At 59.2% G+C, this 21,960-nt stretch carries 23 protein-coding genes; 12 read left to right on the top strand and 11 right to left on the bottom strand.

Annotated features, from left to right (window positions below; translation table 11 throughout):
* The first annotated feature begins 309 nt into the window (after positions 1-309).
* Complete coding sequence (gene aqpZ, locus AC1ROR_RS10855; protein WP_498589384.1) at positions 310-1,035, top strand: aquaporin Z; 726 nt, start codon at positions 310-312, stop codon at positions 1,033-1,035.
* 52 nt (positions 1,036-1,087) lie between these two features.
* Positions 1,088-1,381, top strand: a complete 294-nt coding sequence (locus AC1ROR_RS10850) for a hypothetical protein (RefSeq protein WP_035227544.1) — start codon at positions 1,088-1,090, stop codon at positions 1,379-1,381.
* Positions 1,382-1,595: 214 nt separating this feature from the next.
* Here the strand turns inward: AC1ROR_RS10850 and AC1ROR_RS10845 are convergent, their stop codons facing one another.
* Entirely contained in the window at positions 1,596-3,533 is a 1,938-nt protein-coding gene (locus AC1ROR_RS10845; RefSeq protein WP_498589383.1) for a glycosyltransferase family 2 protein, read from the bottom strand.
* A gap of 170 nt (positions 3,534-3,703) precedes the next feature.
* On the opposite strand from AC1ROR_RS10845, the gene AC1ROR_RS10840 reads away from it, so the two are divergent.
* Positions 3,704-4,465, top strand: a complete 762-nt coding sequence (locus tag AC1ROR_RS10840; protein ID WP_035227548.1) for a transporter substrate-binding domain-containing protein — start codon at positions 3,704-3,706, stop codon at positions 4,463-4,465.
* 12 nt (positions 4,466-4,477) lie between these two features.
* On the opposite strand, the gene uppX is transcribed toward AC1ROR_RS10840, so the two are convergent.
* Positions 4,478-5,770 (bottom strand): Wzx-type polysaccharide biosynthesis protein UppX, encoded by a 1,293-nt coding sequence (gene uppX / locus AC1ROR_RS10835; RefSeq protein ID WP_498589382.1) that lies wholly within the window; start codon positions 5,768-5,770, stop codon positions 4,478-4,480.
* A 284-nt stretch (positions 5,771-6,054) separates the two neighbouring features.
* On the opposite strand from uppX, the gene uppY reads away from it, so the two are divergent.
* Positions 6,055-7,350, top strand: a complete 1,296-nt coding sequence (gene uppY / locus AC1ROR_RS10830; RefSeq protein WP_142172878.1) for a Wzy-type polysaccharide biosynthesis protein UppY — start codon at positions 6,055-6,057, stop codon at positions 7,348-7,350.
* A gap of 27 nt (positions 7,351-7,377) precedes the next feature.
* The gene (locus AC1ROR_RS10825; protein WP_498589381.1) at positions 7,378-8,130 is read left to right on the top strand and encodes a polysaccharide deacetylase family protein; all 753 of its coding nucleotides are present in this window, start codon (positions 7,378-7,380) and stop codon (positions 8,128-8,130) included.
* 63 nt (positions 8,131-8,193) lie between these two features.
* Here AC1ROR_RS10825 and AC1ROR_RS10820 read toward each other — a convergent pair whose 3' ends face one another.
* Positions 8,194-8,847 (bottom strand): S24 family peptidase, encoded by a 654-nt coding sequence (locus AC1ROR_RS10820; RefSeq protein WP_035227555.1) that lies wholly within the window; start codon positions 8,845-8,847, stop codon positions 8,194-8,196.
* 111 nt (positions 8,848-8,958) lie between these two features.
* Entirely contained in the window at positions 8,959-9,609 is a 651-nt protein-coding gene (locus AC1ROR_RS10815; protein ID WP_035227557.1) for a response regulator, read from the bottom strand.
* A 242-nt stretch (positions 9,610-9,851) separates the two neighbouring features.
* On the opposite strand from AC1ROR_RS10815, the gene AC1ROR_RS10810 reads away from it, so the two are divergent.
* Both AC1ROR_RS10810 and AC1ROR_RS10805 read left to right on the top strand, forming a co-directional pair.
* The gene (locus tag AC1ROR_RS10810; protein ID WP_035227559.1) at positions 9,852-10,205 is read left to right on the top strand and encodes a DUF952 domain-containing protein; all 354 of its coding nucleotides are present in this window, start codon (positions 9,852-9,854) and stop codon (positions 10,203-10,205) included.
* Positions 10,205-11,296: a quinone-dependent dihydroorotate dehydrogenase gene (locus tag AC1ROR_RS10805; RefSeq protein WP_498589380.1), complete on the top strand. Its 1,092-nt coding sequence runs from the start codon at positions 10,205-10,207 to the stop codon at positions 11,294-11,296. The genes AC1ROR_RS10810 and AC1ROR_RS10805 overlap by 1 nt, the downstream gene beginning before the upstream one ends.
* 221 nt (positions 11,297-11,517) lie before the next feature.
* Here AC1ROR_RS10805 and AC1ROR_RS10800 read toward each other — a convergent pair whose 3' ends face one another.
* Both AC1ROR_RS10800 and AC1ROR_RS10795 read right to left on the bottom strand, forming a co-directional pair.
* Positions 11,518-12,015: a CAP domain-containing protein gene (locus AC1ROR_RS10800; RefSeq protein WP_035227562.1), complete on the bottom strand. Its 498-nt coding sequence runs from the start codon at positions 12,013-12,015 to the stop codon at positions 11,518-11,520.
* Between the two features lies 1 nt (position 12,016).
* Positions 12,017-12,283 carry a DUF6460 domain-containing protein gene (locus AC1ROR_RS10795; protein ID WP_003493739.1) on the bottom strand — a complete coding sequence of 89 codons (267 nt, stop codon included), beginning with the start codon at positions 12,281-12,283 and terminating at the stop codon, positions 12,017-12,019.
* 157 nt (positions 12,284-12,440) lie between these two features.
* Between AC1ROR_RS10795 and AC1ROR_RS10790 the strand changes: the two genes are divergently transcribed.
* The 3 genes from AC1ROR_RS10790 (at position 12,441) to AC1ROR_RS10780 (ending at position 14,843) form a co-directional block, all read left to right on the top strand.
* A complete protein-coding gene (locus AC1ROR_RS10790) occupies positions 12,441-13,382 on the top strand; it encodes a class I SAM-dependent methyltransferase (protein WP_498589379.1) in 942 nt (313 codons plus the stop codon).
* A 134-nt stretch (positions 13,383-13,516) separates the two neighbouring features.
* Positions 13,517-14,128, top strand: a complete 612-nt coding sequence (locus AC1ROR_RS10785; RefSeq protein WP_080833368.1) for a YitT family protein — start codon at positions 13,517-13,519, stop codon at positions 14,126-14,128.
* A gap of 73 nt (positions 14,129-14,201) precedes the next feature.
* Positions 14,202-14,843 (top strand): YitT family protein, encoded by a 642-nt coding sequence (locus AC1ROR_RS10780; protein ID WP_498589378.1) that lies wholly within the window; start codon positions 14,202-14,204, stop codon positions 14,841-14,843.
* A 26-nt stretch (positions 14,844-14,869) separates the two neighbouring features.
* On the opposite strand, the gene AC1ROR_RS10775 is transcribed toward AC1ROR_RS10780, so the two are convergent.
* The gene (locus AC1ROR_RS10775; RefSeq protein ID WP_035227571.1) at positions 14,870-15,331 is read right to left on the bottom strand and encodes a carboxymuconolactone decarboxylase family protein; all 462 of its coding nucleotides are present in this window, start codon (positions 15,329-15,331) and stop codon (positions 14,870-14,872) included.
* 107 nt (positions 15,332-15,438) lie between these two features.
* Complete coding sequence (locus AC1ROR_RS10770) at positions 15,439-15,942, bottom strand: RrF2 family transcriptional regulator (protein WP_082183685.1); 504 nt, start codon at positions 15,940-15,942, stop codon at positions 15,439-15,441.
* 121 nt (positions 15,943-16,063) lie between these two features.
* Between AC1ROR_RS10770 and AC1ROR_RS10765 the strand changes: the two genes are divergently transcribed.
* Positions 16,064-18,583 carry a ligase-associated DNA damage response DEXH box helicase gene (locus tag AC1ROR_RS10765; RefSeq protein WP_498589377.1) on the top strand — a complete coding sequence of 840 codons (2,520 nt, stop codon included), beginning with the start codon at positions 16,064-16,066 and terminating at the stop codon, positions 18,581-18,583.
* A gap of 70 nt (positions 18,584-18,653) precedes the next feature.
* Positions 18,654-19,382: a ligase-associated DNA damage response endonuclease PdeM gene (pdeM, locus tag AC1ROR_RS10760; protein ID WP_498589376.1), complete on the top strand. Its 729-nt coding sequence runs from the start codon at positions 18,654-18,656 to the stop codon at positions 19,380-19,382.
* 18 nt (positions 19,383-19,400) lie between these two features.
* Here the strand turns inward: pdeM and AC1ROR_RS10755 are convergent, their stop codons facing one another.
* The 3 genes from AC1ROR_RS10755 to AC1ROR_RS10745 all read right to left on the bottom strand — a co-directional run bounded on the left by AC1ROR_RS10755 (position 19,401) and on the right by AC1ROR_RS10745 (position 21,748).
* Positions 19,401-19,838, bottom strand: a complete 438-nt coding sequence (locus AC1ROR_RS10755; protein ID WP_035227577.1) for a universal stress protein — start codon at positions 19,836-19,838, stop codon at positions 19,401-19,403.
* Positions 19,839-19,997: 159 nt separating this feature from the next.
* Entirely contained in the window at positions 19,998-20,825 is an 828-nt protein-coding gene (locus tag AC1ROR_RS10750; protein ID WP_196378049.1) for a TIGR02186 family protein, read from the bottom strand.
* Entirely contained in the window at positions 20,822-21,748 is a 927-nt protein-coding gene (locus AC1ROR_RS10745; protein ID WP_498589375.1) for a sulfite exporter TauE/SafE family protein, read from the bottom strand. The genes AC1ROR_RS10750 and AC1ROR_RS10745 overlap by 4 nt, the downstream gene beginning before the upstream one ends.
* Positions 21,749-21,960: the final 212 nt, after the last annotated feature.

The following is a 21,960-nucleotide window of genomic DNA, read 5'->3' as shown; positions in this document are numbered from 1 at the left end:
TCTCGTGGCAGGCCAACCTCCACAAGGCGAGTGCATCGGGCGCGCCTAATCTCGGTCACGCACGTCGTGCCTGAATTCAATGCGGGAACGTTATTTGCGGCGGTACAGCTGCCGCTTTCTCGATGTGAACGCCTATATTCCAATGGTTTGTACAAACGGCCGCGCAAGCACAATAACTGGTGGCCGACGAGAAATGATGACCTCTCCATCGGTGGCAAGCCGTGCTTCAAAGAGTATATGCGATTTATCTTGACTACGATTAAATTGCACGTAATAGTTGATGCAGTCGTAACATGATGGGGAAGTGTTATGAGTCGCAAGCTTCTTTCGGAATTTTTGGGTACCTTTTGGCTCGTCTTCGGAGGGTGCGGAAGTGCGGTTTTTGCTGCCGCTTTTCCGGAGCTGGGTATTGGTTTTCTCGGCGTCGCTTTCGCTTTCGGCCTGACGGTACTTACCATGGCCTATGCGGTTGGCGGCATTTCGGGAGGTCATTTTAATCCGGCCGTTTCCGTCGGTCTTTCAGTTGCCGGTAAATTTCCGGCGGCAAATCTTGTGCCCTATATCGTGGCGCAGGTTCTGGGAGCGACTGTCGCGGCTGCGGCGCTTTATGTCATCCTTACGGGCAAGGCGGGGGCGGACATTGGCGGTTTTGCTGCCAATGGTTACGGCGAACATTCGCCGGGCGGATATTCTCTCGTTTCGGCACTGCTGATAGAGGTCATCCTGACGGCCTTTTTCCTGATCGTCATTCTGGGGTCGACGCATGGCAGGGTTCCATCCGGCTTCGCGCCGATAGCCATCGGTCTCGCCCTCACCCTTATTCATCTGATTTCCATTCCGGTTACCAACACATCCGTCAATCCGGCCCGCTCGACCGGGCAGGCCTTGTTCGTCGGCGGATGGGCGCTGCAACAGCTTTGGCTGTTCTGGCTGGCTCCGATCGTCGGCGGCGTCATTGGCGCTGTGGTCTGGAAAATCTTTGGCGAGGAAGAGAAGGCCGGTCACGCCGGTTCTGTCCAGCCTGCGCAGACGTGAATAAGTGGCTTTGTTTTCCCGAATGGTCGGGGAAACTGCTGAGGAGGATGACATGGATCTTACTTCGATATTGGCCCAAATCGTTGGCGGTGCGGTTGGCGGCACGGCTGGCGGAAAGATACTGAAGGATTCCGATCTCGGTTCGCTCGGAAACCTGATCGCGGGCGCCATTGGCGGCATCGGGGGCGGAACCGTACTCGGATCGCTGCTCGGGACGGCGGGCACGGCGGCAGCCGGCGGCGTGGATATCGCCGCTCTTGCCGGCCAGCTCGTTGGTGGCGGTGTTGGCGGCCTGATCGTCCAGGTCATCGTCGGCCTGATCAAGAACAAACTCGTCGCCAAATAAAGTTGCCGGCCGCTTCGGTGGCGAAATCAAAGGCCTTGCCGGCGACAGGCTTCGTTCGGCAGGGCATTTTCGGATATGACGTGCCGATAGCGGCATCGCCGTCGCCATCGAAGCCGGAATTCATTTGCAAATTACGGAAACGTGGCCTGAAACAGTGGGATGTCTTCCGCGTGCCTTAAAAGCGCAGGGAAGGGCTCTTTTCGGTTGTGTTTTGTCAGGTCGTCTCTCTGACGACCGGCATATGCGGTGTCTTGTTCCAGACGAAGGGTCTGGTTTTCAACTCCACCACGGCGCGCCACGCCGCAATCGACATCATCAGCCAGTAAAGTGGGATCGCCATCCAGCGCTGCCCGATCTGCTGTTTTTCGTATCGTATCATCCTGTTCCTGCCCATCAGCATGAAGATGGCGTAGCTCCCGAAAATATTCAGCGTATCGATGAGGAATAGAAGGCCCTGCCAGGAAAACAGCATATCGGCACCATTTTCCCGGATCGCCATGGCCATAAGAGCGAAGGAAACGAACAGGAAGGGATGTGTCAGCGATGACAGGAGCATGCCGCCGATCAGCAGCTGAAAGACGATATAGGCGATCCATCCCATGTTGCGCGCGGTGGTAAAGGGGGCGCGGGTCATCACCAGCCAGCTTTGCAGCCAGCCCTTGTACCAGCGCGCGCGCTGGCTCAGCCACACGGGCAGCGAGGTTGGCGCATCCTCCAGCGTCTGCCTCCGGATGACACCACAGCGATAACCGAGCCTGTGCAGCCTGAGACCCATATCGGCATCTTCCGTGACATTATAGGGGTACCAGGCTCCCGCCCGGCGCAACACGGCCGTGCGGAAATGGTTTGAAGTGCCGCCAAGCGGCAGCGGCAGCCTGTGCGCGGCGAGAACGGGCAGCATGCAGCGGAAGAGGCCGGAATATTCCAGTGCGAAACAGGCGCTGAGCCAGGAGGTGCGGGCATTGCTGACGATAAGCGGCGCCTGCAGGCAGGCCACGTTGTCCGGCTGGTCGCGGAAAGTGGCGTGGGCTTCGCGCAATTGCTGCGGATGTGGTCGGTCTTCGGCATCGTAGACGGCAACGAATGTACCACGCGCGCCGGTGAGTGCGTAAGTCAGGGCCTTGGGCTTGGTACGCGGCAGTGACGGCGGCACCTTTATGATCTCTATATGCTGACCGGGATTTGTCTTTTGAATAGCCTCGATCGTCGCGGTGTCGTCCGCCTCGCAGACAAGCTTGATATCGAGCCGGGATTTGGGCCAGTCCAGCCGCTCCAGCGCATTGACAAGCTGATCAACGACCGCTTCTTCGCGATAAAGCGCCACGAGAACGGTATAGACCGGCAAATCCCCGTCCCGCTGAAGCGGGAAGACGCTTCTCCCTTCGTTTTCCCTGGGCGCGTGAACGAGCGCAAACAGCCTGAAAAGCAGGGTGGAGAGATAAAGCAGCGTCAGGGTCACGTGCATATAGGCCAAGGCCGCCTGCGTATAAAACAGCAGCGACAGGGCGAGCAGGGTGATAAGGACGCCGCTCACGAAACCCTGCTGTCCATGCAGCGTAATCCTGGCGGAATGCTGCGGCGCCGTGTTGAAAAGCAGCTGCCGGGTTTCCGACGAGCGGCGTGTCTCGCCGGCCTTCCAGATTGCGCTACGCATGGCCTGTGGCGTGGTGACGGCAAGTTCGTCCAGGAGATGCGGGCGTTGATCGAGCATTTCTTTCAGCAATTCCATCCTCGCCAGTTCCGGCACGATCAGAAGCACTGTTTTGCCGTTGAGCGGTGTCAGCCGCAGAAACCGTGGTTCGCCAAGTTGCGTATCAAGGTGATTGATGTCTGCTACACGGCCCGGATCGATTTCCGGGAGAAACGGCAATCGCAAAAATCTGGCAAAAGCACCGAAATAGGCTTCGGCATCGACAAGACCGCTTGCCAGTAACTCGTCTTCGACGGTCGAGTTGTTTTTCAGAGCCTGTTCTTCGAATGTGCTGATATAGGGCTTGCCAAATCCCAGCGAAGCAAGGAAGCGCGTCGGTCCCGGCTCATCCGGTTCGGGAGCGCTCCAGAGCGGATTATCGCCGATGAGCGAAAACGCAATTTTTCGTCCCGCTGGCGTCGTGCGAAACGATTCTCGTGTATACTGCCTAAAAGAATCCATGCATCGCCGCCGCCGTCATGGTAACGCCCAACTTCCTGTAACGGATAGTATAGATGAGAACGACGAATGTAACGCGGAATGTAAGTCTTGGCTTTACTTTAGCTTTCGCTTTACAATTTGTCGGGTTTTTTAGCGAAGCTCGTGCGGATGATCTGGTGAGCGGAAACCGGATGCCGGTGCTGTTTGACGCGCAGGAGCGGTTTCCGGGTGGTGATCTTTCCTCTGTTCCCCGCATCAGGTTTCTGATGTCGGTCGATTTTCCACCCTTCAATTTTACCGATCAGGAAGGCCGGCTTGCGGGTTTCCATGTCGATCTGGTGCGTGAAATCTGCGCCCAGTTGAAGGTTGAGAGCAAGTGTCAGGTGCAGGCACTGCCCTTTGACGAGCTGGAGGCCGCTCTGGAAATGGGGGAGGGCGAGGCGGTGATTTCCGGCCTTGCCACCACCGCTGACCTGCGCAAGAGTTTCACCTTCTCACGCCCCTATCTGTTGTTGCCCGCCCGTCTTGCCGTCAACAAGGCGGGAAAATTGAGCGGTTCCGGCGCTGACGCCTTGTCAGGCAAGAAGGTCGGCGTGGTCACGGGTTCCCGCCACGAACAGATGCTCAAGGCGTTTTTTCCAAAGGCCACGGCCGAAGGTTTCGATGGCTATGAACCCATGTACGAGGCTTTGAAGACAGGCAAGGTGGACGCCGTTTTTGCCGATGGCCTGCGCCTGCCCTTCTGGGTTTCGGGCAGCGCGTCCGAAGGTTGCTGCTCTCTCTTCGGTGGGCCTTATATGTCCGACAGGTTTCTTGGCGAAGGCCTTTCCATCATGGCTGTCGATCCGGACAATGTACTTGTCCCGGCCTTTGATCAGGCGCTTGCCGCACTTTCCCGCAATGGCCGCCTGGAAGAAATTTATCGGCGTTATTTCCCCTACGGGCTTTATTAGAAAAAGCGCATCCTATTTGGCGGGTGCAAGGGCAGGGTCATTACGCCGCAGGCGCAGAAGCGCGATCCAGACGGCGGCGGCAATAGCGGATTCCACGAGGAAATAGCTGCCGATCGTTCCCGAAATGCTGAAGAGCCAGGTGAAAACGGCGACGACGACAGAGCCGATAAGATTGCCGCTATTCCATATCTTGGCGCGAATATCCTGCCGCCCGGATGCGCCGAGTGCTTCAAGAGCCGTCGCCGCAACCGCCATCGGCAACACCACCCAGCAGAGGACGCGCGTGATGATCGGCAGCGAGACATATTCGTCGCCGAACAACAGGGGCAGGAAGGGCGCTATGATGAAGATCACCAAGGCGCTGCCCACTGCGATGACCAGCGCCGCCTTCAGCACATTATAGGCGCGTTCTATGGTCTTTCCGATGCCCTGCAGGGCGGCGGAGGCGGAACCCGGATAGATCAGCCGGTTGAGGGCCTCCACCGAAAGGTAGGAACTGTCGAGAATACGCCGGGCTATGGAGTAGCTGCCCAGAACCTCGGCGCTGGCAATGGCGCCGAGAACGAGAATATCGGCGTTGCCGCGCACGGCCTTGAACAGGAACTGGGTGGAAAACAGGATGCCGATGCGGATTTCATCGCGCACGATCCGGAAGACGGGCCTGCCCAGCCTGCCGATCGCCTTGACTGAAATCACCGTTGCAATGGCGTGGGCGGCAAGGTTCCACAGCGCCCAGGCCTCCACCGTTTCTATCTTGAAGATGAGGCAGGCAACCACGGCGGCAATCGTGCGTGCAATGGCGAACATCACTTCCAGCTTGTTGGCAGAGGCGAAGTCGGAATGGGCGATGAAGCTCTGCGTGGAAAGCGAAATGACTTTCAGAAGAACGAGATTCGTCACCAGAATCACGAAGGTGGTGATGAGCGTATGCAGCAATGTTTCCGATGTCGGGAAGAAGACCGGGATCGTCACCATGCCGATGATAGTCAGCACCACGCCGGTTGCGGCACTGAGAAGATAGCTGTGGCCGAGCATGACGGGAAACATGCTGCGATCCTGCGCCACGCGGCGGATCAGCGATTCCTGCGAGCCGATACCGCAAATCTGGACGCCGAGATTGGTGACGGCGGTGATCGAGGCATAAAGCGCGAATTGTTCGACACCGAGATGACGGGCAAGCAGGGCGAATGTCAAAAGCTGGGCGGCGCTGGACATCAGGAGAGCCCCGCCGGACGCCATGTAGGTCAATCCCAGTCTGACTAGATGGCCGAGCCGCGGCGTATTCAACGACACCTCATTCTCCATGTTTTTCCGGCATTACCGGTCGAATTCAAAAAATGACTGCCCTGCCTCTTAATATCTGGCGATGAACGCCGGCTGCCGGCCAGTCTGAATGCCGCCCGCCCGAATAAATGACAGTTTCTTCTGTCTTAGCCTTCTTGAGGTAAGAGAGGGTTAAAGCAATTGCACAATAATGATGATAATGACCATTTATGGTTATTTGGACATGGCCCGGTTTCAACAAGGGTTACGTTGTTCGTCACAAGGCAGGCCAATGATCCGATTTTCCGTTCCTGATGCAGGCCACCATGTCGCGGCTTGCTGATACGCAGTCCATTTCGGCGCAGGGCAATGCCATGTCCCTTTCGGGCAGTCGGCGCGACGCGATTTTTTTCGTCGGCACGATGCTCTATATCTGGATTTCCGTCGCACCTTTCGAGAATCTCGCGGCTCCGCCGGTGCCGCACGCCGCTGCAAACCAGCTGACGGGGCTGGTCATCGCGCTGATTTTGGGTGTTTTCGCCCTGCGCCACCGGTTGACGGGGCTGTTGCTGCGGCCACGCTTACCCATCCTGCTATTATTTTTCTGGCTGGCGGTCTGCTCGGTCCTCGGCACGCAGCCCGCCACCTCGCTGCAGCGTCTGCTCTTCACGGCCATCCTGTGCTTCATCACCAGCGTCCTCGTCGTCATGCCGCGAGATCGGCGGCAGTTTGACCGGATGATGGCCATCTTTGCAGTCATCCTGCTGGCGCTTTGTTATTTCGGGGTGCTCTTTCTGCGCTCGCGTTCGATCCATCAACCCTATGATCTCGATGAAACAGCGCTCGCGGGCGATTGGCGTGGCATCTTTAACCACAAGAATGCGGCCGCTCCCGCCATGATCATTCTTTTCATGGTCGGGCTTTACCTGCGTAATGCCTGGTCCACGGTTGGCGGCATCGCAATCACACTGCTGGCGGGTTTCTTTCTCTGGAAAACAAACGGAAAAACCGCCGCGATGCTGCTGCCCGTCACCATCGCGCTGATCTGGGTCATGGAAAGACATGCCGGCCGCACATTGCTGATGATCGGTGGCCTTCTGGCTTTCCTCAATATTCTCGCGGTTGGCTCCACCTATTTTCCGAGCATACAGAATCTGGTCGAAAGTCTGGGGATCGATTCCACCTTCACCGGACGAACGGACATATGGCGTCTGTCTTTCGACACTTTTGCACAATCGCCGATTTTCGGGCAGGGTTTCCAGGCTTTCTGGGCGAGTGACCGGCTCCTGGCGCAGGCGGATATCTCGGAAACCTGGGCCGTCACGGCCTTCCATGCCCATAATGGTTTTGTCGAAAGCCTGCTGAATGGCGGCTTGCCGGCCTTCATTCTCATCGTCATATGGCTCGTCATTATTCCTGCAAACGATTTCCGTATAGCAGTAGAAAGGGGCACTGATCCGGGATTAACCCGGCTTTTTGCAAGAATCTGGGTGTATGCATTACTTTCTTCGTGTCTTGAGAGTAATTTCTTTACCGGAACAGGGCCTATCTGGTCGTCTCTTCTGATTGCAATCTATTGTTTGAGGCATCAGGCTTACGACATACTTGAACAGGGTCAGTAATTTTGCAGACAGGCCGGGGGGCTATGTATGACGCAAAAAATCGGGACATTTGCAGACAGGATCAATAACCGGCTCGTGCGGTATTTTCCGGGACCGGCGGCGCGGATCAAGACATCCGAACCGATCGTTTCCTTCACATTCGACGATATACCGGCATCCGCCTGGACAAGCGGCGCGAGCATCTTGGAAAATGAGGGCGTTCGCGGCACGTTTTATATCGCGGGCGTCTTTATCGACAGGCATGATGATGAGCAGGAGATGATCTCCACCCAGGGCTGTTCGGAACTGGCCGCAGCCGGCCACGAACTTGCCTGTCACACCTATTCCCATCGCAAGCTCTCAAGCTTTTCGCGGGGTGGGCTTGAAGAGGATCTCGATCGCAACGACAGCGTGCTCGGATCGTTCGACAAAAGCCGGCACAGACGGAATTTCTCCGTTCCTTTCGGCATGGCCTCGCCTATCATGCAGCCGCTGCTGCGACGCCGGTTCAAGACTGCCCGCGGCATCATGCCCGGCATCAATCGGGGCAGCATCGATCCGCATAATCTTGCCGCAGTCGAACTGCGCCCTGACCCAAATTATCTCGATGCGGCGGATCGCTGGCTCGAGGATGTTTTGCAAAATGGCGGCTGGCTCATCATTTTCACCCATGATGTCTCGCCAACGCCGAGTTTTTACGGTTGCCCGGAAGACAGGTTGCAAGGCCTTGTCCGCAGGGCGGTGTCCGGTGGTGCGAAGGTCATGCCGGTTGATGCCGCCGTAACCGCACTCGGCCTGTAAAGGGTATTGTCGGTACGATGCCCAGAGCTGCGTCGCGGAAGCGGCAGGCACATGCAGGCGTGGTTATTGGCTGGCCCAGATGATGCGGGCAATCCATTCCACGTCGGCCATGTCGAAGCTGCGGTTCGGGTGCTCTGGATTGAGCGAAAGTAGCTCGATGTTCTTGGGACTTTGCCGCGCCAGCACCTTGGCCATCACTTCGCCGTCGCGGCTTTTCAGCACCACGCGGTCACCGCGCCGCACCTGCGCGCCCGGCTCCACAATCAGGATGTCTCCATCGCGGTAAAGCGGCATCATGCTTTCTCCCTGGACCTCCAGCGCATAGACGCCCTGCTTGCGCTCGGGAGAAGAGGGGAATTCCACCACATCCCAGCCCTGACCAGCCGGAAAACCGCCATCGTCGAAAAAGCCGCCGGAACCGGCCTGCGCAAAACCGAGCAGGGGGATGGCATTCTCCGCTCCGGAGGGCTGCATCGTCTGGGTCGCCTTGCCAAAAGCATAACCGAAAAACTGGTCGACACTTGCGCCTGTCGCCTCCAGCACCTTGGAGACCGATTCGGTCGAAGGCCAGCGTTTGCGGCCATCCGGGCCGAAGCGCTTCGATTTGTTGAAGGACGTCGGATCGAGACCGGCACGCTTCGCCAATGCCGAGGGTGTCAGCTCATGGCGCTTGGCAAGCGTATCGATGGCGCTCCAGATCGTCTCGTGTGACAGCATGATAGAAAGCCCGCAGGTGGAGCAGGTGGCGGAAAAGCTCCTGTCGTTTACTTCTGAAATCTAGATCATATCCGGCCCGGAGTAAAGAAAAGAAAGGAATAAAATCCTTGCCTACGCCACCATGGCCGATGTGTTTATCTTCGCAAGCTGGATCACTGCCTGCGTGCGGCTGTCAACCTTGAGTTTCAGCAGGATCGCGGAGACGTGTGCCTTGATGGTGGCTTCCGAAACATTCAGCTCATAGGCGATCTGCTTGTTCAGCAACCCTTCGGCCAGCATGCCCAGAACCCGGCTTTGCTGCGGCGTCAGTGTTCTGAGCCGGCCGATGAGATTTGCCACATCCGGGTCGTTTTCCTTCTCGCCCTGGCAGCTCGCCGGTATCCAGACGTCGCCTTCCAGAACCGCGCGAATGCCCTCTCTGATATCGTCGATACCGGAGGACTTGGAAATGAAACCGGAAGCGCCGAGTTCGATGGAGCGCCGAACGGTGGTCGCATCGTCCGTTGCCGAAACGATGACGATCGGCAGGCTGGAAAATTCCGCCCGCAGCGCCATCAGGCCTGAAAACCCGCTGACGCCCGGCATGGCGAGGTCGAGAAGCATCAGATCGGCGTCGTTACGCGCTGTCGCAGCGCTTCGCGCGGCTTCGAAATCCCCGGCTTCTATGATGGTCTGCTGCCCGTCAAGACCGGATACGGCCTGTTTGAGGGCGCCGCGAAAAAGCGGGTGGTCGTCTGCTATGATAATGACAAGTTCCGACATTCTGGCCCCCTCCCAAGGGCGTTATGCGGTTCTTTCGCAGGTCTGGTGTACTCCCATTTGCCGGCGGTCGAAACACTGCCAGCTCCTCCGCTCAAGGTTGCGCCAATCGGTCCCGCATTACAAGGAAAAGCTTGTGGACAGGCGGTCTTTCGGGCTCTCCGCAATAAAAATGCCGTGGAAACTGTGGACAATCTTCGAGCTTTGCGGCAAATCCCGCTGAGTGGAAAGCCTTGGAGAGCCCTATGCAGGAAACGCCCGCGATCATCTATAAAATCGTGCCGGAGACGTTATGGAGCGCGGCAAAGGCGAAGGGCGTCTTCGAAGGTGCGGCTATCGATCTGACCGACGGCTTCATTCATTTCTCAACGGCAAAACAGGCGGCGGAGACCGCCGCGCGGCACTTTTCCGGCCAGGTCGATCTGCTTCTGATCGCGGTCGACGGCGCGGCACTTGGCGACAAGCTGGTCTATGAACCCTCAAGAGGCGGTGATCTTTTCCCGCATCTTTATGCTCCGCTTCCCCTCAGTGCGGTGCTTTGGGAAACGCCGCTTTCACTCGGCCACGATGGCCAGCATCAATTCCCGGAGATATTGTGATGAGCGGATTATTTTCCTCGGTCGGTCGCAAGGGCCTGTTTCTCGTCGATCCGGAAAAGGCGCATGGCCTGTCCATTGCGGCGCTGAAAAGCGGCTTTCTGCCCACCTGCATGGTGCCGCATGATCCGCGTCTGCAGCAGACCGTGGCGGGCCTCGTCTTCCCCAATCCGCTCGGCATGGCGGCGGGTTACGACAAGAATGCGGAAGTACCGGGGCCGCTTCTGCGGCTCGGTTTCGGCTTTACCGAAATCGGCACCGTCACGCCCAAGGCGCAATCCGGCAATCCCAGGCCGCGTATCTTCCGTCTGGTAGAGGATGAGGGTGTCATCAATCGCCTCGGCTTCAACAATGAAGGCCATGCGGCCGCCCTGGAACGTCTGAAGCAGGCAAAGCTGCGCGGCATCGTCGGCGTGAATATCGGCGCCAACAAGGATAGCGAAGACCGCATCGCCGATTATGTGCAGGGCATCGAGGCCTTTTATTCGGTCGCATCCTATTTCACCGTCAATATTTCTTCGCCCAATACGCCCGGCCTGCGTGATCTTCAGGCGCGCGAAAGCCTTGCCGCCCTTCTCGCCGCCGTGCTGGAACGCCGCAAGGTGGAAGCTGAACGTTTCGGCAAACGCATCCCGGTCTTCCTCAAGATCGCGCCCGATCTGACCGAAGAGGGGCTGGACGATGTTGCGGAAGAGGCGCTGGCCCATGAACTCGATGGCCTGATTGTCTCGAACACCACGCTCTCGCGCGAAGGCCTGCGGCCCGGCCCGCACAAGGGCGAGGCCGGCGGCCTGTCCGGCAAGCCGCTCTTCGAGCTTTCCACCACGGTTCTCGCCAAAATGCGCCGGCGCGTCGGCGGTAACCTGCCGATCATCGGCGTCGGTGGCGTCTCATCCGCGGAAACGGCACTGGAAAAGGTGAGGGCAGGGGCCGATCTGGTTCAGCTCTATTCCTGCATGGTTTATGAGGGGCCAGGCCTGCCGTCGTCCATCGTCAAGGGCCTGTCGAAGCTGGTTGCCCGCGAGGGCGTGGAGTCGATCCGTGACCTCCGCGACAGCGCGGTCGATCGCTGGGCGGATCGCCCGCTCGGTTGAGTATGATCTAAAGGGTCGAGACGGTGCGTCGGTTAGGAGGAGTGCTTCTCGTGGCGGGGCGCTCTTCTCTCCTCATCCCTGTGCCTGTCACAGGGATCGAGCCAGCCCAAGTCCTTGGGCTGAAGGGACTTTTTCCGTCGCGCGGACGCGCGTCGGCTGGATTCCTGTGACAGGCACAGGAATGAAGGTGGAGAGGGTTTTCGCCGCCGGCCTCAATTATCTCAGGCGCAGAGCACCATCGCCCAATAGGGCCTGTTGCGGCTGGCCGCATCATAGGCGACTGCAACGCCGAGACCATTATAGGGCCCGAGCATGTTTTCGAGATGGTGTTTGGAGCCAATCCAGGCCTTTACGACGCGTTCCACGCTGTCCTGTCCGGCCGCCACGTTTTCCGCTGCCGGAAGCGGCACGCTGCCGTCCTTCATGCGAATGAGGAAACTGTCGGTCAGGCCGATCAGATGCGCCATTTTCTGCGCCTTGACCATGCGGCCGGCCTGATAAGCGGCGGCGCTGCTAGCCGCGCCATTGATGGCGAGCGGCGAAAGCCCCTTGGATCGGCGCAGATCATTGACCATGGGAAGCGCCGCCGCTGTCTCGTCGCGGGTGCCGGATGGCATGCCCTTGTTGGTGGGCACGGAAACGCAGGCGGAAAGCACGGAGCCGGCGGAAACCAGCACGAAGCCGCGCCGGGTGAGCGTCTGGAATGATGTGTCGGTCATGTCAGCGACGATAGCTCAGAAGGCGAAGAATAATGAAAACGGGAATGACGATCGTGGCGCCGAGGATCAGATAGTCGCCAATCGCGCCAAGCGCATGGAAACCGCTGCGCCAGAGATCGACCACGAAATCGCGCGCGCCATAGATAATGTTCCAGGGCGTCAATCCGAAGATCGCCATCAGAAAACCAACGAGCAATGAAACCACCAGCAGCTTCACCACGGTGCGGGCCACCGTATCACCCAGCATTTTGTTGACCTCACCGGCCATCAGCAAGTCTCCTGTTTTGTCCTGACATATGGGGCGCACCGCTTCGATGCAAGTTTTCGCGCACTATATCGCGCCATATTCGCCGCTGCCATGAAATAGGACTTGAGTTTTTTTATGGCTTGATAAATGACAGCCCGCATCTTCTCAGGAATCATTGATGGCCCCAAACCAGTTTTCTTCCGGTGACGTCATTGCCGACCGCCGGGCGGACTATGCCCGCATGTTGGCGGAAGGCGGTGATTACCCCGCCGCCGCCGAACTCATGGAACAGGCGCTTGAACTTGCGCCACGGTGGACGGCGGGCTGGTTTCGCTTCGGGGAATATCACGAAAAGGCGGGGGAACCCGCAAAAGCCGTGGCGGCTTACGAGAAAGTCGCCGCGCTGGATACGGAAGGGCTTTTTGCAGCCGAACTGAAGCTCGCGGTTCTCGGCGCCGCGGAAACACCCGAGCAGCCGCCGAGCCGTTATGTGGAAGGGCTGTTCGACGATTATGCCGACCGTTTCGAAACGTCGCTCGTCGAGAAACTGGATTACAGCGTACCGCAGAAACTGGCGGAGCTGATTGGGAAGGCGGCGGATGGCGACGTCTTTGACACCATTGTCGATATTGGCTGCGGCACGGGCCTTCTCGGCGTCGAGATAAGCTCCCTGACAAAGCGGCTTGAAGGTTTCGATATTTCCCAGAACATGCTCGCCAAGGCGGAGGAAAAAGGTCTTTACGACCATCTTGCCCAGGCAGATCTTTCGCTGGACGCGGAAGCGTCGGGATTGTTCACCCCGACCATGGTGCAGCACCGCGCCGCTCTCGTCGCCGCTGCCGATGTGATGATGTATCTCGGCAGTCTCGAAACTGTCATGCCGCTCGTTTCCGCCCTGCTTGCACCCTCCGGTTTCTTCGCCTTTTCGGTGGAGGATGCCGGGGATGAAGAGGGTTTCGTGCTGCGTGAATCCCTTCGTTACGCCCATTCGAAGAGCTACGTCACCGGCCTTCTGGAACGGACGGGCTTTTCCCTCCTCGAAATCCGCAAAACCACCATTCGCAAGGATGCCGGAAAACCCCTTTCCGGCATTCTTTTTCTTGCCCGCGCCAAAGCCTGAACATTCCGTTTCTTGCCATTTTCGCGATAGGTCAGGCTTCCTTACGTATCCTTCTTGCTCAGACGTTTTTTGCAGTGCAAAATATGCCTGAAGCTGAGGGAAAAAGCGTGAGCAGAACGAGAAGCGTTTACAGCATGTGGAGTTCCGATCCGGCCAGACATGCGCCGGTGGAAGACGTGCAGGGCATCGTCACCGGTGCCATCGTGTCGGCGCTCGGCTTTTATCTGCTGAACAAGGTCGGCCTTCTGACCGGCGGCACCGCCGGCGTCGCCTTTCTCCTTCACTATGCCTTCGGCATCAGCTTCGGCCTCCTGTTCTTCCTCGTCAATCTGCCCTTCTATTACCTGTCCTTCCGACGCCTCGGTCTTGCCTTCTCCTTGAAGACCTTCATTGCCATCGGCCTCGTTTCGGTGCTCACGGAAGTGGAGGCGCGCTGGATGATCATCGACAGCATCAACCCGCTCTGGGCGGCGCTTCTGGGCGGCCTGCTTCTGGGTTATGGATTGCTGGCGCTTTATCGCCACCGCGCCAGCCTGGGCGGTATCGGCATTCTGGCCATCTATATTCAGGACCGCTTCGGCATCCGCGCCGGTCTGATCCAGCTGGCCTTCGATGCCTTCGTGATGCTCTGCGCCTTCCTCGTCATCGATCCGGCCACCGTCGTCTATTCGATTGTCGGCGCTTTCGTGCTCAACATGTTTCTCGCCATCAATCACCGCTCGGACAGATACATCGTTGTGCGCTGAGTAAAGCACGCTTGAAATCCATCGCGCTTTTGCGCAATAGCTCGACAGAGGCCGGAAAATCAGGGGAACAGGCATGGGCGATACGACTGCACGCAAGCGCTTGAATATCTGGGCTTCCGCGCCCGATCGTCATTCGATGCTGGAGGATGCCCAGGGCGTTCTGGCCGGCAGCATGCTGGTTTCGCTCGGTGTGACCCTGCTTTCCGCCGCGGGCTTGCTCACCGGTGGCACCGTCGGCCTTGCCTTTCTGGCGCATTATTCCACCGGCTTCAGCTTTGGCGTGGTGTTCTTCCTCGTCAACCTGCCGTTTTATTATCTCGCTTTCCGTCGTCTCGGTCTTGCCTTCACGGTCAAGACCTTCTGCGCCATCGCCATGACGGCGCTGCTGTCGGAATATATGCCCGGCTTTTTCGCCTTTCAGAGCATCAATCCGGTTGCCGCGGCTCTCTTTGGCGGATTGACCGTCGCGGCCGGCATGCTGGCGCTGTTCCGTCATCGCACCAGTCTCGGCGGTTTTGGTATCCTCGCGCTTTATCTTCAGGATCGTTTCGGCTGGCGCGCGGGCCTCGTGCAGCTCGCCTTTGACGGCATGGTGCTCGCCTGCTCGTTCTTCGTGGCCACACCTTTCATCATCATCTGCTCCATCCTCGGCGCGCTGGTCATGAACCTCACGCTCGCCATCAATCACAGAAACGACCGCTACATCGCCATGTAGCGGCCGCCGGTTTCTGGTTTAAGAGGTCACGCCGCCTTCGCAGCCGCATCGACCGGATGCTGCGAGCGGAAACCGACAGCGATGCGGTTCCAGGTGTTGATGGCGCCGATGGCGACCGTGATCTTCACGATATCCTCATCGGAAAAATGCGCCTTCAGCGTCTCGAAGGCGTCATCCGGGGCGCCGGTTTCGGCAATTTTCGTCACCGCATCCACCCAGCCGAGCAGCGCCCGTTCCTGCTGGGTATAAACGGGGGATTCCCGCCACACGCTCATCAGGTTGATCCATTGTTCGGAAAGCCCGTCATGGCGGCTTTCCTTTACATGCATGTCCACACAGAAGGCACAGCCGTTGATGATCGAGGCGCGCAGCTTGATGAGGTGAACGAAGCGGCGCTCGAGCCCGCTGCCCTGAACATAATTTTCCAGAGCCATGACGGCCTTGAAGGCTTCGGGGGATGCTTTGGCATAGTTGATACGGGTTTTCATCGGTCTCTCCATTGGTTGGGTCTGTTTGAAGTCATGCGTCATCGGTCCGGAAAGCGGCGAAGCTCTCCGGTGTAGGTCGATCTTTTTTTGGGGCCGGTTTTCGGGTCTCAGCGCGTCATCGTCTTGCGCTCGTTCAGCTCCAGAAAGGCGCAGCCACGCGCGGCAATCCCGCCATCATCATTGGCGGCGAGATCGTCCAGAATATCGGCGATGGTGGTTTTGGCGAGTTCCGCCCGATAGGCCTTCTCCGCTTTCAGCATCGCGGCATTGATGCCGCAGGGCTTGGTGAAATAACGCCCCGGCAAGGGGTTTGGCCCGCGCTGGCGGATTTCGGCGCAGCGGAAGGCAGGCTGCGGGCCTTCGACGGCCAGCACGATATCGAGCAGGGTGATCCTGTCGGTCGCCCGGGCCAGACGGTAACCGCCCTTCGGCCCCGGCACGGTGGCTACAATCCCGGCACTGGACAGCGACTGAAGATGCTTGAGAAGATAGCTTGTGGAAACGCCGTGAAATTCCGCCAGCGCCGCTGCAGACAGCACGCCGCCTTCGGAAAGCCCCGCCAGCATGCCCACGCTGTGAATGGCCTGTTCCACGCCGTCGCCGAGTTTCATCCGACTAGTCCCTGTGCGGTTTGCTTCAGTATCGTGGATAAAATTTATCCGTGATTATGCTTTCTGTCAAGCGGTCCCGTTCCGCCCTTCTTTTTTGCAGCTTTTTCACTACCTTGAAGACGTGAAACACACCGAGTCTCCCATTTCCGGCACCCATGTCGGCGCTTTGCCCCTTCCATTCCAGAAATGGTTTGCCGAAAAGGGGTGGTCTCCGCGCGCTCATCAATTGGAGCTGATGGCGCGGGCGCGCGGCGGCGAGAACATGCTGCTAATCGCGCCCACCGGCGCCGGCAAGACGCTGGGCGGCTTCATGGCCTCGCTCACCGATCTGGCAGAGCGCGGCAAGGTGCCGGCGGGCTCCGGCTTCGTCGGCGTGCACACGCTCTATATCTCGCCGCTCAAGGCGTTGGCGGTGGATATCGAACGCAACCTCACCAGGCCTGTCTCCGAAATGGGCCTGCCGATTTCCATCGAGACGCGCACCGGCGATACGCCGCAGGGAAAACGCCAGCGCCAGAAGGTCAAACCGCCGGATATTCTGCTGACGACACCCGAACAGGTCTCGCTGCTGCTTGCCAACAAGGAGGCCGAGCGCTTTTTCCGTGACCTGAAATATGTGGTGCTCGATGAGCTGCATTCGCTCGTCACCTCCAAACGCGGCCATCTGCTGTCGCTGGCGCTGGCCCGGGTGTGCCGGCACGCACCCGATGTGCGCTTCATCGGCCTTTCGGCCACGGTGGCGGAGCCGATGGATTTGCGCCGTTACCTCGCGCCGCAGGGACAGGCTGAGCCGCCCGCCGGCCTCATCACCGTCGAAGGCGGGGCAAAGCCGGATATCTCCATCCTGAGCACGGAAGAGCGCATTCCATGGTCCGGCCATTCGGCACGTTACGCCATGAAGGATTTGTACGCCGCGCTGAAGGACCACCAGACGACGCTGATCTTCGTCAACACCCGCTCGCAGGCGGAGCTGATCTTCCAGGAACTCTGGACCATCAATGACGATAATCTGCCGATTGCGCTGCATCATGGTTCGCTGGATGCCGGCCAGCGCCGCAGGGTGGAAGCGGCCATGGCGGAAAACAAATTGCGCGCCGTCGTCGCCACCTCCACGCTCGATCTCGGCATAGACTGGGGCGATGTCGACCTCGTCGTGCATGTCGGCGCGCCGAAAGGCGCAAGCCGCCTTGCCCAGCGCATCGGCCGCGCCAATCACCGCATGGATGAACCGTCAAAGGCGATCCTCGTTCCCGCCAACCGTTTCGAGGTGATGGAGTGCCGTGCCGCACTGGATGCCAACTACATCGGCGCGCAGGACACGCCGCCGATTGCCGAGGGCGCGCTCGATGTTCTAGCCCAGCACATACTTGGCATGGCCTGCGCCGAGCCCTTCGATGCGGATGATCTCTATCGCGAAGTGACCAGCGCTTCGCCCTATGCCGACCTGCCGCGCACCACTTTCGACCGGGTGGTGGATTTCACCGCCACCGGCGGTTACGCGCTGCGCACCTATGAGCGTTACGCCCGCATCCGCCAGATGAAGGACGGTCGCTGGCGCGTCTCCAATCCGGCGGTCGCGCAGCAATATCGCCTGAACCTCGGCACCATCGTCGAGGCGGCGGAACTCAATGTCCGCATGGTCAAGCGTAATGCCAAGGGCACGGTCGGGCGCGGCGGCATGTCGCTCGGCAAGGTCGAGGAATATTTCCTCGAACAGCTGGTGCAGGGCGATACCTTCCTCTTCGCCGGCAAGGTGCTGCGCTTCGAGGGTATCAGGGAGAATGAATGCCTGGTCTCACAGGCCTTCTCCATGGACCCGAAGATACCCTCCTATGCCGGCGGCAAGTTTCCGCTCTCCACCTACCTAGCGGATCAGGTGCGCTCCATGCTGGCAGACCCGACACGCTGGCATGCCCTGCCGGATCAAGTCCGCGACTGGCTGGCGATCCAGAAGGAAAAGTCGATCATTCCAAAGCGCGACGAGCTGCTGGTGGAGACCTTCCCCTTCCGCAAGCGCTTCTTCATGGTCATGTATCCCTTCGAAGGACGCTTGGCACACCAGACGCTCGGCATGCTTTTGACGCGACGGCTGGAACGCGCGGGCGCCAAGCCGATGGGTTTCGTCGCCACCGATTATTCGCTCGCCATCTGGGCCATGGAGGACATCGGCAGGCGGCTGAAATCCCGCCGCCTGTCGCTTTCCGACCTGCTGGACGAGGACATGCTGGGCGACGATCTGGAGGCGTGGCTGGACGAATCCTTCATGCTGAAACGCACCTTCCGCAATTGCGCCGTTATTTCCGGGCTGATCGAGCGCCGCCATCCGGGCAAGGAAAAGACCGGCAGACAGGTCACGGTCTCCGCCGATCTTATTTATGACGTTCTTCGCAGCCATGAGCCGGACCATATCCTGCTGGAAGCGACGCGGCGCGATGCCGCGGCGGGACTTTTGGACATTGGTCGTCTTGGCGATATGCTGAGGCGAATCAAGGGTCACACCACCGACCGCGCGCTGGAACATGTCTCGCCGCTTGCCGTTCCGGTCATGCTGGAAATCGGCCGCGAGACGGTGGCGGGCGAGGCGATGGACGATGTGCTGGCCGAAGCCGCAGACGAACTGATCGCGGAAGCGATGTCCTAGGAGCCGGCGGACAGATGCAAACGACTTTCGGGCCATCCGATATGCGGACCCGGTAAAGGAACGACGAGAAGTGCTGAGCCGCCTCACATTGAGCGACAGGTTTTCAAACGGTTTCGAATGCCTCGGCAGCGAAACCGCCGTTAATGGTGTCGCGGCCTGGTGCGATCCGCTCGGCGGACTTTACCTGCCCGACCTGTCGCTGCTCGTGGTGTCCGACCTGCATCTGGAAAAAGGGGCGGCCTTCGCCCGGCGCGGGCGCATGCTGCCGCCTTATGACACCATCGCCACCCTCAAAATCCTGTCCTCCCTCGTCAGCCGCTACGACCCGAAGATCGTCGTCAGCCTCGGCGACAATTTCCACGACCGCGTGGGGTCCGAGCATCTGCCGCCCATGCTGCGTGAAATCATCCGCGAGATGGCCCGCGGCCGTGAATGGATTTGGATCAACGGTAATCATGATCCTGATGGTACGGTCGATCTGCCGGGATCTTCGGTGGATGAGATGTTTTATGGCAATCTCGTTTTCCGCCATGAGCCGAAACCGCGTGATGCCGCCGGCGAAATCGCCGGCCACCTGCATCCTTCCGCCACGGTTCGCCGTCGCGAAAAGACGGTTCGGCGGCCCTGTTTCGCCACCGATGGTTCACGGCTTCTGATGCCGGCTTTCGGGGTCATGAGCGGCGGGCTGGATCTGCGGCACAAGGCCATGCGCGGTCTCTTCGATCACGCCGCCCTCGTCGCGCATCTGATGGGGCGGGAGCGCATCTATTCGGTGCGGTTTGCCAATCTTCTCGGCTGAGCATGGTGTTGCAGCCGCCTATTGCCGGTAGACCAGCACCGGTATCTTCGAATTCTTCAGCACCTTGGCCGTAACGCTACCGAGCAGCATCTCGATGAAACTCCTGCGCCGGTGCGACGCCATGGCGATGAGGTCGCAGCCGGTTCTGTCGGCTATTTCGATGATAGCCTCATCCGGCCGCCCCGCTCGCGCCAGCAGGGCTTCGCAATCGAGCCCCATGGATTCGGCGTGCGCCTGCGTGTCTCTCAGAAGATGCTCCGCCTCCTCGCAACGGTGAAATTCCTCTTCAGCAATGGCGGCAATGTCCTCGACATCGCTGGCAATCACGTGAAAGGGTTCCGATACCGTCACGACGGTCACCTTTGCGCCTGCCTCCCTGGCGAGAGCGAACCCTTGGTCGATTGCGATCTGCGCCAGCGGCGAGCCATCGGTGGGAATGAGAATGTGCTTGAACATGACATTTCTCCTTTTCATCCCGGTCACAACCGCACTTACCGCCATGATCTGCGTGCGTGGTTGTAACGCCTTGAATTTTACCGCAAACCGTTGAAGGAAGCGAATGCTATCTTTGGAGGAAAGGGCGGCAGACAGTCTCTTTTCCCGGAGGAAAAAGGCTCAGTCCTTGCGGAAGATGATGCTCGCACCCCAGCCGGTCACGACGGCGAGCAGAACGCAGAGCGCGCCATAGGCAAGCGGCGTCTGATGGGCGGCGTCGGTGATCGCCTGTTCCATGCCCGTCTTGACGACGCGCAGTTTCAGTTCGCGCTGGGCGATGAATTTGCCGCTCTTGAACAGATAGGCGCGGGCGGTGTGTACGCCGTTCGGCACGTTGGCGGGCAGACGAAGCGTCGCCCAGAACAGGCCGGTGCGTTCCAGCCTCACCCCGGTCGTGTCGTTGCGATAAATACCGCTTGAAAGCTTGAGCCGACGATAGGCTTCCTGAAAATCGAAGACATTGTCGGGCACGCCGGAAAAGACAGCGCTTTTGAGCGACAGATGATCGACACCCAGCCCCATGGCCCGCAAGGTGCCGGGCGATGCGATGGCGCTGATGTCGCGCGTGCTGGCCATGGAATAGGATTCCGGCAGCGGCGTGAAGGTAATGGCGCTGGTATTGATCCAGATGCCGGCCACACGTTCTTTCTTGCGTACGGTCATGTAGTCGCTCGGTCCTTCGAGCGTCACGACAATATCATATTGCCCGATGGCAAGCAGCAGCTGGTCGGTATTGTTCAGCGCGCCGAAGAGCGTGAAATCCGCCCCGCGAAAATCGGAAGCGATGGGGATTTCCGTTGTCGATGCGCCGATTTCGATGTTTTCCAGCAGTGACCGCTGCTGCGGACCGGGCGGCAGGGCAAGCGGTGGTGTCTGCGCCGAGGCAATGCCGCCAAAGGCAAGGCATGAGAGAAGAAAAAAAGCAGCGTGCAAAATAGGGCGGGTCAATAACCTAACCCCCCGACGGCAACCGAAAACAGGTCTTCCGGGCGCACCACCAGCGATACGGCGAGGCGAAGCGCAACGGCAAGCACCAGCAGCGCCAGCAGCGCACGCAGCTGTTCGCCGCGCAGTTTCTGCCCCACCCGCACACCATATTGTGCGCCGATGACGCCCGCCACCATCAGGATGAAAGCCAGCACCACATCGACGGAATAGTTGGTCGCGGCCTGTACGACGGTCGTATAGGCGGTCACGAAAATGATCTGGAACAGCGAGGTGCCGACGACCACGCTGGTGGGAATGCGTAAGAGATAGATCATGGCCGGCACCATGATGAAGCCGCCGCCGACACCCATGACCGAGGTCAGGATGCCGATGCCGAAACCCAGGGTCACGATGGGAATGACGCTGAGATAGATCTTCGATTTCTTGAACCGCATTTTCAGCGGCAGACGGTGGACCCAGTTGTGGTGGCCGGGGCGGCGCAACGTCACGGTTTCGTTGCGGGCCGCGCGGCGGAGCGCCGAAATGCTCTCCTTCAGCATCAATCCGCCGACGGTGCCGAGCAGGATGACGTAGAGCAGCGAGACGATGAGATCGAGCTGGCCGATGCTGCGCAGAAAGGAGAATATCCATACGCCGACCGTGGCTCCGACAAGACCGCCGACAAGCAACACGCTGCCAAGCTTGACGTCCAGCGTTCCGCGCCGGAAATGCGTGATGGAGCCTGACACGGAGGAGGCGACCACCTGGTTCGCGCCAGTTGCAACCGCCACGACGGGGGGAATATTATAGAAAATCAGAAGCGGCGTGATCAGGAAACCACCGCCAACGCCGAACATGCCGGAAAGAAAACCGACAGCCGCGCCCATGCCCAGAATGATGAAAATATTCACCGACAGTTCTGCGATTGGCAGATAGACAGTCACGGCTCGGACCTCGGGCAAATGGTTCCGGGCGACGGGGGCCTGTCCGGGTGAGGGGGCCGCGCCGCGATTATACTTTCTGTCTGAAAAGACCGGGCATGCCCAGCCTTCATTCGTCATGCCCGCGAGGGTCTGACGTGTCAACATTCAACGGTAAATACGTTGATAATTTGGAAAGATAGCGGCCGTATGTCGGCAGGCCGTTACATTCCTGC

It is taken from the genome of Agrobacterium sp. GW821-FHT14E08 (assembly GCF_058803865.1).
The sequence above is the reverse complement of the archived record's forward strand: the minus strand, read 5'-3'. Positions and strand labels throughout refer to the sequence as shown.

Bases quoted from the DNA above. Each gene is read 5' to 3' on its own strand.
- aqpZ (WP_498589384.1), top strand. From the start codon at position 310: ATGAGTCGCAAGCTTCTTTCGGAATTTTTGGGTACCTTTTGGCTCGTC.
- AC1ROR_RS10850 (WP_035227544.1), top strand. From the start codon at position 1,088: ATGGATCTTACTTCGATATTGGCCCAAATCGTTGGCGGTGCGGTTGGC.
- AC1ROR_RS10845 (WP_498589383.1), bottom strand. From the start codon at position 3,533: ATGGATTCTTTTAGGCAGTATACACGAGAATCGTTTCGCACGACGCCA.
- AC1ROR_RS10840 (WP_035227548.1), top strand. From the start codon at position 3,704: ATGCCGGTGCTGTTTGACGCGCAGGAGCGGTTTCCGGGTGGTGATCTT.
- uppX (WP_498589382.1), bottom strand. From the start codon at position 5,770: ATGGAGAATGAGGTGTCGTTGAATACGCCGCGGCTCGGCCATCTAGTC.
- uppY (WP_142172878.1), top strand. From the start codon at position 6,055: ATGTCGCGGCTTGCTGATACGCAGTCCATTTCGGCGCAGGGCAATGCC.
- AC1ROR_RS10825 (WP_498589381.1), top strand. From the start codon at position 7,378: ATGACGCAAAAAATCGGGACATTTGCAGACAGGATCAATAACCGGCTC.
- AC1ROR_RS10820 (WP_035227555.1), bottom strand. From the start codon at position 8,847: ATGCTGTCACACGAGACGATCTGGAGCGCCATCGATACGCTTGCCAAG.
- AC1ROR_RS10815 (WP_035227557.1), bottom strand. From the start codon at position 9,609: ATGTCGGAACTTGTCATTATCATAGCAGACGACCACCCGCTTTTTCGC.
- AC1ROR_RS10810 (WP_035227559.1), top strand. From the start codon at position 9,852: ATGCAGGAAACGCCCGCGATCATCTATAAAATCGTGCCGGAGACGTTA.
- AC1ROR_RS10805 (WP_498589380.1), top strand. From the start codon at position 10,205: ATGAGCGGATTATTTTCCTCGGTCGGTCGCAAGGGCCTGTTTCTCGTC.
- AC1ROR_RS10800 (WP_035227562.1), bottom strand. From the start codon at position 12,015: ATGACCGACACATCATTCCAGACGCTCACCCGGCGCGGCTTCGTGCTG.
- AC1ROR_RS10795 (WP_003493739.1), bottom strand. From the start codon at position 12,283: ATGGCCGGTGAGGTCAACAAAATGCTGGGTGATACGGTGGCCCGCACC.
- AC1ROR_RS10790 (WP_498589379.1), top strand. From the start codon at position 12,441: ATGGCCCCAAACCAGTTTTCTTCCGGTGACGTCATTGCCGACCGCCGG.
- AC1ROR_RS10785 (WP_080833368.1), top strand. From the start codon at position 13,517: ATGTGGAGTTCCGATCCGGCCAGACATGCGCCGGTGGAAGACGTGCAG.
- AC1ROR_RS10780 (WP_498589378.1), top strand. From the start codon at position 14,202: ATGGGCGATACGACTGCACGCAAGCGCTTGAATATCTGGGCTTCCGCG.
- AC1ROR_RS10775 (WP_035227571.1), bottom strand. From the start codon at position 15,331: ATGAAAACCCGTATCAACTATGCCAAAGCATCCCCCGAAGCCTTCAAG.
- AC1ROR_RS10770 (WP_082183685.1), bottom strand. From the start codon at position 15,942: ATGAAACTCGGCGACGGCGTGGAACAGGCCATTCACAGCGTGGGCATG.
- AC1ROR_RS10755 (WP_035227577.1), bottom strand. From the start codon at position 19,838: ATGTTCAAGCACATTCTCATTCCCACCGATGGCTCGCCGCTGGCGCAG.